Raw genomic sequence first — 13,038 nt, forward strand, 5'->3', positions numbered from 1 at the left:
TGTGATCGGGGGGATCGTCCTGCGCTCGGCGCGAGGGCTCAGGCTCGCGCGGTCTCTCCGGAATCGACCGTGAGGAGCATGGGTGGCAACGCGCATGGCATCGACCCCGCCGACTCTGGCGGGCTACAGCTACGTGCGCCCCCTCGGCTCCGGCGGCTTCGCCGACGTCTTCCTCTACGAGCAGGACATGCCGCGACGCGTCGCGGCCGTCAAGGTCCTCCTGGCCGACGCCGTCAACCCCGAGGTGCTGCGCACGTTCAACGTCGAGGCCGACATCTCCGCGCGCCTCAGCGCGCACCCCTCCATCGTCACGATCTACCAGGCGTCGATCTCCGCCGACGGTCGCCCGTACTTCGCGATGGAGTACTGCCCCGACACCATGAGCGCCCGCTACAAGAAGGGGCCGCTTCCGCTCGCAGAGGTCCTCGACACGGGCGTCCGCATCGCGGGGGCTCTCGAGACCGTGCACCGCGCCGGTCTCCTGCACCGTGACATCAAGCCGTCGAACATCCTCATCAACTCCCTCGGCGCCCCCGTGCTCGCCGACTTCGGCATCGCCGCCGCCGTGATCGACGAGGGCGACGGCGAGACGATCGCCATGTCGGTGCCCTGGAGCTCGCCCGAGGTGCTGCAGGAGAAGGTGTCCGGCTCGGTGCCGAGCGAGATCTGGAGCCTCGGCGCGACGCTCTACACGCTGCTCGCCGGCCGCAGCCCCTTCGAGCGGGCGGATCGCGGATCGAACTCCCGCGACCAGCTGACCGACCGCATCGTCAAGGCGCGGTACACCGCGGTCCCTGTTTCCGGCATCCCCCCGATCATCGACGACATCTTCGCGACCGCTATGCAGCGAGACCCTGCCAAGCGCTTCACCAGCATGGCCGACTTCGCCGAGCGCCTGCGCTGGGCGCAGTACGAGCTCGGCATCCACCCCACGGCTTTCGAAGCGGCATCCGCCGAATGGGCCGCCGCCGCGCCCGTGAGCTTCTCCGACTCCGCCCCGCGCGGGCCGGTGATCACCACCGTCGCACCCGACTCGCGCCGCGCGGTCCGCGCAGCGCGACAGCAGGCGGCACCCCGTGACCGAGACGACCTTCCTGCCTCGCCGCGCACGAGGACCCGCTCGCCCCTGGTCGCCGGCATCATCGGCGCGGTCATCGGAGCGACGGTCCTCGCGGGCGTGGGCGTCGCGGCTCTCTTCATGACGGGAGTGCTGTGATGGCGATCGGGGACCGCCGCAAGGCCGACGCGAACCCGCGCCCGCGCGGGCGCCTCATCGCCGCCGTCTCCGGTGTCGCCGCTCTCGCCACCGTGGTCACGCTCGCGATCACCGCGCAGGGCTACGAATCGCAGGAGGTCCCGCGGCTCGAATCCGCCGTGTGGGTCATGCGCGACAGCGGCCAGTACGCCCGCGTGAACACCGAGCTCGCCGAGATCGACACGGTGCGCAACGTCGACGACCCCGAAGCCGTCTGGCAGAGCGGCTCCGCCGCCGTCCTCTACGCGCAGGGCAACCGTCAGCGCTGGAACCTGGATCCCGCCAGCCCCACCGACCTGCTCACCGACTCACCCGAGGCGGGCGCACCGCTCGCGTCCGAGCCCACCCCGGCGGGCACGCGGGAGATCGTCTCGGCCGGCCCCTACGTCGCGTACCGCACCGACACGGGCCAGGTGTCCGTCACGACTCTCGAGACGGGCGCCGCAACGGCTCTCGTCGACCCGTTCGCCGCTGTCGAGGTCGAAGAGGGCGAGGATCCGCCGACCTACACCGCCGATGCGATCGGCCTGTCGCCGGACGGGCTGCTGGCGCTGTACTCGGCCGAAGAAGGCGCTGTTCGCAGATTCGACATCGACGAGCACCGTTTCCTCGGCGACGGAGTGACGGTGCCCGAAGCGCCGGACGGCGGCGACGGACTCGCTCTGACGGTGGTCGGCGACCGGTGGGCGATGCTCCAGGCGGCATCCGGCGAGCTCTGGCTGCCCGACCGCGACCAGCCTGTCGAACTCGACGTCGTCGAAGACGCCCAGCTGCAGAGCGGGGCCGCCACGGGCGACGCTCTCGTCGTCGCCGACTCCGACGGCCTGGTGTCCGTCGACCTCGCCAGCGGCGATTCCGAGCGCATCGCCGAAGCGACGGGCGTCCCCGCCGCTCCGGTCGTCGTCGCAGGTGAGACCTATGCGGCGTGGCTCGACACCGGCGCGGGCACCCTCTGGGCCGACGGCGAGTCGGTTCCGCTCAGCGTGCCCGACGAGGCGCTCGACTCCGCGACCATCGAGCCCGTCTTCCGGAGCAACGGCGACCGCGCCGTGCTCAGCGAGGTCGGCACCGGACTCATCTGGACCGCCCCGCAGGGCGTGCTGATCCCGCTCGAGCAGTGGGCCATCGAAGACGAGACGGAGCAGGAGGAAGGCACGATCATCGTCGAGGACGTGGCGGAGCAGATGCCGCCCGTCGCCGTCAATGACGCCTTCGGTGTGCGGGCCGGCGAGCAGGTGATCCTCCCCGTACTCCTCAACGACCACGACCCGAACAAGAAGGACGTGCTCACGATCGATCCGGCGTCGCTCTCGGGCCTGGCCGACCCGGCCTTCGGCGACGTGTCACTCGTCGCGAACGGCCAGTCGCTCGTCGTGAACGTCCGCGCGGGCTCCGGTCAGACCTCCTTCACGTATGCCGCCACCGACGGCTCCGCCACATCGTCACCCGCGAGCGTGACCCTGACCGTCGTGGACGCCGGTGTGAACTCCGCCCCGGTCTGGTGCGGCGTCGATGCGTGCCAGCAGGACTGGCCCACCCCGCAGCTGCTGCCCGGCGGCAGCACCATCGTGTCGGCGCTCTCGGGCTGGGTCGATCCCGAGGGAGACCCGTTCGTCCTCAGCGACGCCTACGAGACCGACTCCGCCGCTCCGGTGATGGTGGTCCCGATGGCCGACGGCCGCGTCGCGATCCGCCACACCGATCCGAACGCCCCCGATGCTGCCATCTCGGTCACCGTCGTCGTCGAGGACGTGCACGGCGCGACAGCCGAGAAGACGCTCGATGTGCAGGTGACGGGCAGCCCCGCACTGCTCGCATCGCCGGTGGCCGTGACGGCTCGGGTCGGCGAGCTGCAGTCGATCCGCATCTCCGACCACCTCTCCGGCGGCTCCGGCTCGTACCGGCTCGTCGATGCCGTGCAGACGGCCGCCACCGCTCAGGGCCTCGAGGTCGTCCCGAATGCGGCGTCGGGCACGGTCGAGCTGACGGTCGCCGAACCCGGCCAGTACGTCGTGACCTACACCGCACAGGATGCCTCGACCCAGGCCGAGCAGTCCGCCGTCATCCGCATCACGGCGGTCGACGGCTCCGCCGCGATCGCCATGGCGCCGTTGACCGCGTTCGTCCGCGAGGGCGAGGACACGACCGTCGACGTGCTGCGCGCCGTGCAGAACACCAGCGGCCGCGTGCTCATGCTGTCCGATGCGGTGAGCTCCACCCCGCAGCTCAACGTGCGCGTCGTCGGCAACGAGAGCATCCGCGTCAACGGCACCACCGAGAGCGGCGAGCCGGGGGTCATCGGCAAGGCCACCGTCACCGTGGCCGACGGCGCCGGTGCCGCGGTGCAGGGAACGGTGACCGTCTTCCTCACTCCGCCGTCGACCGTCACGCGACCGATCGTCTTCCCCGACGCCATCACGGTGCGTGCGGGGTCGCTCACGCGCATCAGCGTCGCCGCGAACGACGTGGCGCCCCGTGGCGAACCCCTCGTCGTGCTCCCGGAGGTCACCGGATCCGGCGAGGCCGGAGAGCTCGTCTTCGCCGACGGCAATGCGCTGCGCTACCTCGCGCCCACCACTCCGGGCACCTACCGGCTGACGTACTCCGTCTCCCTCGAGCGCAACCCCGCGCTGTACGACAACGGCTCCGTCACCGTGACCGTGATCCCGCCGGGCACGAACCGCGCCCCGACGCCGACCACGCTGACCGGCCGCGTGCTGAGCGGGCAGACGGTCTCACTGCCCGTGCCCGCGACGGGGATGGACAGCGACGGCGACCGGGTCGTCCTTGCCAGCATCGAGCAGCCCGACAGGGGGGCGGGAACGGCGACGATCTCGGCGAGCGGCGACGCGATCGTGTACCGCGCTCCCGCCGGCGGAGTGTCGGGCGGCCAGGCGAGCTTCACCTACACGGTGCGGGATCCGCAGGGCGAGGTCGGCTCCGGGAGCGTCCGCATCGGCGTCCTCGACGCGGACGTCGAGGACGCCGCCCCTGTGACCTTCAGCGACTACGTGCGCGTCGAGGCGGGATCGAGCACCCCGGTCGTGCTGGACCCGCGGTCGAACGACCTCGACCCGGCGCAGAGCGATCTCGAGATCACCGAGCTCGTGCCCAACGCGCCGCCGGTCAAGGGCAACCCGCTGTACGAGCGCCTCAACGCCCTGATCGACTCCGACACCTCTCTGGAGGACGGCCGGGTCGTGCTGCGGGCCGGCGACACCGCAGGCACCAACTCGTACTTCTACACCGTCAGGTCGGCCCGCACGGGCAGCACCTCGCAGGGCCTCATCGTCGTGACCGTCACGGACGGCGCGGTCACCGACCAGCCGACCGTGGCCGATACCGTGCTGACCGCCCGCGACCGCGGCGAGCTCGCCGAGAGCGGCATCGACGTGGTCACCGATCGCGTGAGCTGGCCGTCCGGCGACGCGGGTTCGCTGCGCCTCAGCCTCTGGGGAGACCGGCCCGGATTCTCGGTCGAGGGCAATCGCATCGTCGGCACCGCTCCCGAAGAGGGCGCGCTCATCCCCTTCCAGCTCGCCGGCACGGCCTCCGGTGGACGCGACGTCGTCGGCTACGGGTTCCTGCACATCCCCGCCTTCGACGACATGCAGGTGCAGCTGAAGCCCGGCGCGACGCCCGTCGTCGTCGACGAGGACGCCTCGGCGACCTTCTCCCTCAGCGACTACGTCGATCTGCCCGCGTCGGATGCCGTCGAGATCGGCTCCGGGCAGTTCACCGCGCAGCGCACTGCCGCGTCGTGCGTCGCGGAGGGCTCGGGCAGCGCCACCTATCGCGCCGGTCGCGAGGCACCGTGGTCCGACACCTGCCTCGTGCCCGTCCGCCTGCAGGGCCAGGAGCGCTGGTCTCACATCGACGTGCCCGTCAGCATCCGTCCCGCCGAGCCGCAGCTGCTGCTGTCGTCGATCTCGCACACGATCGCTCCCGGGGCGACCGAGACAATCGACCTCTACTCCAACATGGCGAGCTGGGAGGGCGGACGCGAGGGCGACGTCGCCTCGCTCGACTATCGCGAGGTGTACTCCGGGTCGGCGTTCATCGTCACCCGCAGCGGGTCGACGCTGACGGTCGAGGCGCGGGCGGATGCTCGTCCCGGCAACACCGAGAACGTCAGCATCACCGTCGCCCAGTACGGTGAGCCGTCGGCATCCGTGCGTCTCGTGGTGGGCGCCGCGCCGCCGGACGCGCCGCGCGGCGCGACCTTCACCCGGCAGTGCGTCGTCACGAGCCCGAGCTGCTCGATCGAGGTCGTCGACGTCGCGGGCGAGTACGACCCGTTCGCGGGCAAGCCGGGCTCGGGACTCCGCCTCATGTCGCTGGGTGGCGGAGCACGCTGCGATGTCGCGTCGATCTCCGTCTCCGGCAGCACCGCCATCACGGCGAGCTGGCCGGGCGGCGGACAGGCGCCCGGTGGCCAGTGCGTCATCCCGTTCGTGGTGTCCGACGCGCAGGGACGCACCGGCACGGGCACCCTGACGCTCGATCTGCAGGGCTTCCCGCAGGCGCCGTCGAGCGTCACCACCGTCGGGTTCACCCGCACGTCCGTGGTGCTCGAGGTTCCTCTGGGCGAGGCGGGCCGGGCGCACCCGTCGGTCAGCGGTCTCACGATCCTGCAGGACGGCGCCCCCGCGAACGCCTCGTGCAGCCCCGCCGGCGGAGGGCTGTACCGCTGCACCGTGAACGGTCTCGTCAACGGCGAACCGCACTCCTTCTCCGCGTCGGCCGTCAACTCGGTCGGCACGTCCGCCGCGACTTCGCCGCACACCACCTGGGCGTACGCCGCGCCCGTGGTGACGAACGCGTCGGCGACGCCGGTGTACCGCCCGGGAACCACGGACCGCGGGCGAGGTGTCGTCGCGCTCACCATCGACGCCTCCGACGATTCGCGGGCGTTCCGCATCGAGGAGACCGGTCAGGTCATCAACCGCACGGGAGCGACCACGACGGCCGACGTCGCCCTCGCACCGGGCGCGCAGACGCTGACACTCGTGCCCATCAGCCAGTTCCAGCCGCCCACCGGCGGCGGGAGCAACGAGGGCGGAGCGTTCCGCACCTCGGTCACCGTCGCGGGCGCCCCGTACTTCGACCCCGCAGGCACCACGGCCACGGCCGCGTCGAACACCTCGGTGAGCGTCGCGGGCGTCCGCGCCCAGGCGAACGGCAGCGCTCAGCCCCTCGAGGTGGTCTACCTGGCCTGGCGCTCGGGGAACGCATCCTGCAACACCGACGGCAACGGCCGACTCGCGATCTCGGGCGCCGAGGCGCAGTCGTCCTCCGCGACGCTCACCGGTCTCGCCGAGTACACGATGTACAACGTCAAGGCGTGTGCGACGAACGGATTCGGGGTCGCGGAGTCGAGCACAGTGCAGGTGTTCACGTTCACCTTCGTGGACGGACCGGCCGGAGACGCGAGCTACACCGTCGACACCAAGCCGAACCGGCAGGGCGACACGTACACCTACGGGCTCGCGGCAGGGCCCTCGATCGCGGCGGAGGACCGGTTCGTCCCGGAGTACAACGTCTACGGCTCGTGGAAGCGCGAGTTCGGCCTGAGCTCCGACTCCTCGCCCTCAGGGGTGAGTGCGCGCTCGTGCCACGAGTCACTGGGCTTCTACTGCTCGAATCCCATCGCCATCAGGGCCAACACCGCACCGACGACCGTCACGGTCGAGTTCGAGCCGTGCGTTCCGGCGAAGAACGACGACGCGTTCCGGGTCACCAGCGCCGCACGGGGATCGTTCACACCGACGTTCACCCCGAACATCGTCGACGGCGTCTCGGTGATGGACATGAAGATCACCTGGACCGGGGCGTTCGCACCGCTCACCCCGATCACGCATCGAGCCCCGCTCTGCACGCAGCCCGCACCGACCGACCCCGCCGACCCCGCTGATCCTGCCGGATGAGCGCCCCCGCCATGACCGCCCGCTCCGCCCGCCCCTGCCCGTCGCAGGCGCACTGACGAAATACGGTTGCCTTATGCCCGCTCCCACCGCCGCCCCCGTGACCATCGCGCCCGAACAGGCGTCCTGGTTCGCCGAGACGTTCTCGATCCTCACCGGCAACGTCGAACAGGCGATCCTCGGCAAACGGCACGTCGTCGAGCTCGTGCTCGCCGCCGCGGTCAGCGGAGGACACGTGCTGCTCGAGGACTACCCGGGCACCGGCAAGACGGCGCTCGCCCGTGCGATCGCGCAGACCGTCAACGGCACGAGCACCCGCATCCAGTTCACTCCCGACCTGCTGCCCGGCGACGTGACCGGCATCACCGTCTACGACCAGAAGGCGGGTGCCTTCGAGTTCCACGCCGGGCCGGTGTTCGCGAACATCGTGCTCGCCGACGAGATCAACCGCGCCAGCCCGAAGACCCAGTCCGCGCTCCTCGAGGTCATGGAGGAGGGGACCGTCACGATCGACGGCGTGACGCGTCCGGTCGGCTCGCCGTTCCTCGTCATGGCGACGCAGAACCCCATCGAGCAGGGCGGCACCTACCGTCTGCCCGAAGCGCAGCTCGACCGCTTCATGATCAAGACCTCGATCGGCTACCCCGACGAGGCGGCGACGATGCGCATCCTGCAGGGGGCGGCGCAGCCCACGCGCATCCTCGACGGCATCGTCGACATCGACACCATCCTGACGATGGCCGAGATGTCGCGTGGCGTGTACGTGAACCCGCTCGTGTCGGACTACATCATGCGCATCGTCGACGCCACGCGTCGCGCATCCGAGGTCCGCCTCGGGGCGAGCGTGCGCGGCGCCCTCGCTCTCTCGCGCCTCGTGATGACCTGGGCGGCGAAGAACGGCCGCACCTTCGTCACCCCCGACGACGTGCGGGAGCTCGCGGTCGTCGCGCTGGCACACCGTCTGGTGCTGGAACCTGAGGCCGAGTTCGACGGCGTCACGGCCGTCGCGGTCGTCGGGCAGATCCTGCTCGACGTCGAGCCGCCGCGCGAGAACGGCACTGCGTGAGCTTCAACACCGAATCGCGTCTGACGCGGACGACGGCGCGGACGAGCACGTCCACTCGCACGTCGACGGTGACGCGCTACGACCGCACGCGCCGCGGCCCCGTCCGCGGAGCGGTGTTCGGCATGCGCCGGGCGATGCGGAACACCGGTCGCGCCGCGCGTCGGACGGCCGACTGGCTGCGTGAGACGGTCACTGCCGCCGGGATGCTCGTGGCCGTCGCTCTCGTGCTCGGCATCGCCGCCGGTGCGCTGTTCGGCTGGGTCGAGGCCTGGTCCGTGGCGGCGATCGCCCTCGTGCTGCTGATCGTCTGCATCCCCTTCATCCTCGGAGCCCACGACTACCGCATCGACCTCACCCTCGACCGCGACCGAGTCGTCGCGGGGACCGAGATCGGTGCGACCCTCGACGTGCGCAACAACGGCACGCGCCTCTCGCTCCCCGGCGTCGTCGACGTGCCGGTGGGCGAAGGACTCGTCGAGGCGCACGTCCCCCTGCTGCGCCCGGCGGCGCATCACCGCGAGCAGCTCACGATCGCCGCGCACCGCCGCGGGGTGATCGACGTCGGTCCCATGACGATCACGCGCGGCGACCCGATCGGCATCCTCCGCCGCGAGCTGCGCTGGCCCGACGTGCAGCGCATCCATGTGCACCCCGTCACCGTGCGCCTGCCGAGCACGAGCGCCGGACTCATCCGCGACCTCGAGGGCACGCCCAGCTCGACCCTCGTCGACGCCGATCTGTCGTTCCACGCGGTGCGCGAGTACGTCGTCGGCGACTCGCAGCGCCACGTGCACTGGAAGTCCACGGCGAAGACGGGGCGGCTGATGGTCCGCCAGTACGAGGAGTCGCGCCACGCGCGCATCGCCATCATCCTCGACCTCGACACCGAGTCGTACGAGAGCGACGACGAGTTCGAGAACACCGTCAGCGCCGCGGCGTCCCTCGCGCTGCAGGGGGTCCGTGACGGACGTGACGTGCTGTTCGCCGTCAGCAACGAGATCCCCGAGCACAGTCGCGCAGAGGTGCTGTCCATCCGCACGCTGCCCACCGTGACCCCGAAGGCTCTCCTCGACGCGACCTCGATGATCGACGCCGCCGATCGCGTGATGCGCCTCGAAGCAGTGACCGCGCTCACCGTGCAGTCGTATCCTGACCTCTCGATCGGCTTCCTCCTCACGGGATCGCGCATGCCGCTCGACCGTCTGCGGCTCGCCGCGGTGAAGCTCCCCGCCGCGGTCGAGGCGGTCGCGGTGCGCAGCGAGCTCGGTGAGCAGCCCACTCTGCGCTCGGCGCGTGAGCTCGCGGTGATGACCCTCGGCGCACTCGGCGACCTCCCGCAGATGCTCGCGCGCGGAGCACTGCGATGAACGCCGCCGGCCCCCGTCGGGGTGTATCGGCGCGCCGCCGCGATCTGTCCGTCTCGGCGCTCACCGTCTGGTCGCTCGCGTACGTGCTCGTCGGCATCGGCCTCGCGACGGCCGCTGTCTGGCCCGTCTACGAATCACCCCGCGCCCTGGTCGTCGGACTCGTCGGCGGTGTGCTCGGCATCGGCATCGCGGTGCTCGCTCGTGCGCTGCGCTGGCGGATGCTGTTCGCAGCCCTCGCCGTCGCGGGGGCGTACCTCGTCGTGGCCGTGCCGCTGGCGATCCCGTCGGCGCTCACCTCCGTTCCCGCGTTCCTCGGCGGCCTGCGCGACGCCGTGCTCGGGGTGGTCCTCGGCTGGAAGCAGATGCTCACGCTCAACCCGCCGCTCGGCGAGTACCAGGCCGTGCTCATCCCCTTCCTCGTCGTGATGCTGTTCGGCGGATTCCTCGCCACTCTCCTCGTTCTCCAGCCCGGTCGCCGGGCCCTCCTCGCCGTTCCCGTCCTCACCGCCATGAGCGTGTTCGGCATCGCGTTCGGACTGAGCGGCGTCAGCGCCCCCGTCACCGTGCTGGGCGTGACGCTTCCCGCTCCGCGAGAGTGGCTGATCGGCGTCGCGGTCTTCGCCTCGGCCCTCGTGTGGATCGTGGGGCGGGCGCGACTGCAGCGCGCCGCCGCACTCAGGGCCGTCGCAGCCGCGAACATCTCGCGTCGCGCGACCCCGGTGTGGCTGGCGGTGAGACGTCACATCCTCGCCGGCGTGCTCGTCGTGGCGGCCCTCGTGGCGGGTTTCGCCGTCGCCCCTGCCGCGGCCGGCTGGTCCGACCGCTCGGTGCTGCGCGACGAGGTCGAGCCGATGATCGTGGTGCAGCAGCAGCCGAGCCCGCTGAGCGCGTACCGGTCGTGGTTCTCCGGGGGTCGGCTCGACGACGCGGTGATCCGACTCGAGGGGGATTCCGGATCGCTGGACCGCATCCGACTCGTCACCCTCGACTCCTACGACGGCGAGGACTTCCACGTCGCGCCCGACGACCGCTTCAGCCGACTTCCGCGCACGGCGCTGCCCGCAGGCGGGCGCATCTCTCTAGAGATCACGGTCGGGGACGCGTATCGAGGCATCTGGGTCCCGGCACCGGCAGGACTCGCCGAGGCACCCGAGTTCACAGGGTCGCGCGCCGAGGACCTGGCCGACGGCTTCCATGTCGACGACGACGGGGACACCGCCATCACGGTCGCCGACGCCCCGGGCGGCGGTCACGGACTCGTTCCGGGCGACCGCTATGAGGTGCTCGTCGACGCGCCCGTCGAGGGCACGGACATCGCATCGCTGCAGGGCGGCGAGTCGGCTCTCGACTCCGACCGCTACCCGGCTCTCGTCGAGTGGGCGGAGATGCAGGAGCAGCCGCGCACCGGAGCCGGCTACCTCGAGGTCATCGATCGCCTGCGCGAACGCGGCTATCTGAGCCATGCGCTCCTGGAGGATCCGGCGGCGGCGGGCTGGATCGCCGCGCTCGAGGAATCCGAGGGGTACGCGTTCGCTCCGAGCTACGCCGGACACTCGGCATCCCGCGTCGAGGAGCTGTTCACCGAGATGGTCGAGCAGGAGCGCAGGGCGGGATCGGACGCTGCCCCCGAGCTGCTGGTCTCCGCCGTCGGCGACGACGAGCAGTTCTCGGTCGCGGCCGCGCTGCTCGCCGAGCACTGGGGGCTGGAGTCCCGGGTGGTCATCGGAGCGCGCCTCGGCGCCGCCGAAGAGGTGCCCGGAATCCCCGCGTGCACCGACGTCTGCACCGGGGGGAGCATGAGCGCGTGGGTCGAGGTGCGCGCCTCCGGCGGCGAGTGGATGCCGGTCGACACCACGCCCCAGTTCGCGATGCTGCCCAGCTCGATCACCGAGGGCGAGCAGCTTCCCGAGCATCCGACGGTGCCTGAGCAGCCGCGCTCGGAGGCCCTCGACCCGCCCCAGGCGCAGAGCGACTCGAACAACGACGCCCCACCGCTGGACGGCCCGCAGTCGGAGGTCCTCGCGATCCTGCTGCCCATCCTGCGAGCCGTCGGCCTGACTCTGCTCGCCGCGCTGCTGCTGGCCCTCCCGTTCCTCGTGCTGCTGTTCGCCAAGCGGCGTCGGGCACGGATGCGCCGCACGGCAGACGACCCCGAGGTCCGGCTGGCCGGTGCCTGGGAGGAGCTCGTCGACGTGTACGCCGATCATGACGTGGCGATGGCATCGCAGGGGACTCGCCTGCAGCGCGCGCACTCCGCCGATCGCGATGCGGCGGAGAGGCTCGCGATCCTCGTCGACCGCGCCGTCTTCGCCGAGCATCCGCCCACGGCGGAGGACGCGGCGGCCGCGTGGGAGATCGTCGATGCGGAGCGCGCAGAGCTCGGTCGTGTCGGCCGATGGTGGCGACGGATCGCCAGGAGGGTGCGTCCGACATCGTTCGTCACCCGCGCACGGCCGACGGGCGGCATCCCGTTCGTCGGCATCCCGCTCATCGGGCGCAGGCCGGCGCTCGGTACGCTCGGATCACCCGGTTCACTCGACGACCCGAAGAAGGGGACCCCATGACACCGTCTGCGGAGACCGGTCTCGCCACGATGCTCGCCATCGTCGGCGGACTCGGACTGCTCATCGCCATCGCCATCTACGTCTGGTACGCGCTGGCGCTGTCGCGTCTCTTCCCGCGCATCGACGGCGAGGGGTGGAAGGGCTGGGTCCCCGTGCTCAACGAGGCCGAGATCCTCGCGCGAGGGGGCGTGCCCGCCTGGTCGGTCGTGTTCTACTTCATCCCGCTCGTGCAGCTGTACGGCCTGTACCTCAAGGTCGTCGCCACGCACCGCATCAACAAGCGCTTCGGACGGGGCGCGGGCATGACCGTGCTCGCGATCCTCCTCCCGCCGGTCTGGGCCACGGTGCTCGCATGGGGAGCACCGCCGTATCCCGAGGGCGAGCGGCTCGCGGCACTGCAGCCGGGTCCGCGACGCACACCCCAGCCAGCGGCGGCCCCCGCGCGCGACGCCTCGGGCTACACGATCCCGTCGCTGGCTCCGCACAACGCCACGCAGACGGATGCTCCGGCGCTCGTCTTCCCGGACTACGCGGCGCCCTCGCGGACCCCCGCTCCCGCGGAGCAGCCCGCATCGTCGGCGCCGGCTCCAGCGCAGGCTGCTCCGGCGCCGTCGGCGTGGGGTGCGCCGCCACAGCCTCCCACGGCCTTCGGCGCTCCGCTCGCGCCGGGAGCCCCGGCCACGTCGTTCGCTCCGCCGGCTGCGGCGGCGCCCGCTCCGCCGGCCTTCGCAGCCCAGCCTCCGGCACCTCCGGCTCCCGTCTCGCCGACGCCCGTCTCATCGGCTCCCGTCTCGCCGCCTCCCGCGCCCCGGCCTCCGGTGGCGCCGGCCTCTGAGCCGACTTCCGACAGCCGCCCGGTGAC

At 71.6% G+C, this 13,038-nt stretch carries 6 protein-coding genes; all 6 read left to right on the top strand.

The features are described 5' to 3' along the window. Window positions 1-82 precede the first annotated feature (82 nt). Entirely contained in the window at window positions 83-1,216 is a 1,134-nt protein-coding gene (locus tag BN2660_RS07775) for a serine/threonine-protein kinase (RefSeq protein WP_255305077.1), read from the top strand. Continuing rightward, on the top strand, window positions 1,216-7,182 hold the full coding sequence (locus BN2660_RS07780; protein ID WP_091229638.1) for an Ig-like domain-containing protein: 5,967 nt from the start codon (window positions 1,216-1,218) through the stop codon (window positions 7,180-7,182). Before BN2660_RS07775 ends, BN2660_RS07780 begins: the two co-directional genes overlap by 1 nt. A 97-nt stretch (window positions 7,183-7,279) precedes the next feature. Beyond that, window positions 7,280-8,245, top strand: coding sequence for an AAA family ATPase (locus BN2660_RS07785; RefSeq protein WP_091229731.1), 966 nt, complete (start codon window positions 7,280-7,282; stop codon window positions 8,243-8,245). Continuing rightward, the gene (locus tag BN2660_RS07790; RefSeq protein ID WP_091229641.1) at window positions 8,242-9,612 is read left to right on the top strand and encodes a DUF58 domain-containing protein; all 1,371 of its coding nucleotides are present in this window, start codon (window positions 8,242-8,244) and stop codon (window positions 9,610-9,612) included. The genes BN2660_RS07785 and BN2660_RS07790 overlap by 4 nt, the downstream gene beginning before the upstream one ends. Then, entirely contained in the window at window positions 9,609-12,176 is a 2,568-nt protein-coding gene (locus BN2660_RS07795) for a transglutaminase domain-containing protein (RefSeq protein ID WP_091229645.1), read from the top strand. Before BN2660_RS07790 ends, BN2660_RS07795 begins: the two co-directional genes overlap by 4 nt. Further along, window positions 12,173-13,038 (top strand): DUF5684 domain-containing protein (locus BN2660_RS16595; RefSeq protein WP_255305078.1); only part of this gene is annotated, 866 nt, incomplete at its 3' end. The genes BN2660_RS07795 and BN2660_RS16595, both read left to right, overlap by 4 nt.

The organism is Microbacterium sp. 3J1, from assembly GCF_001049495.1.
Taxonomy (GTDB): domain Bacteria; phylum Actinomycetota; class Actinomycetes; order Actinomycetales; family Microbacteriaceae; genus Microbacterium.

Bases quoted from the DNA above. Each gene is read 5' to 3' on its own strand.
- BN2660_RS07795 (WP_091229645.1), top strand. From the start codon at position 9,609: ATGAACGCCGCCGGCCCCCGTCGGGGTGTATCGGCGCGCCGCCGCGAT.
- BN2660_RS07780 (WP_091229638.1), top strand. From the start codon at position 1,216: ATGGCGATCGGGGACCGCCGCAAGGCCGACGCGAACCCGCGCCCGCGC.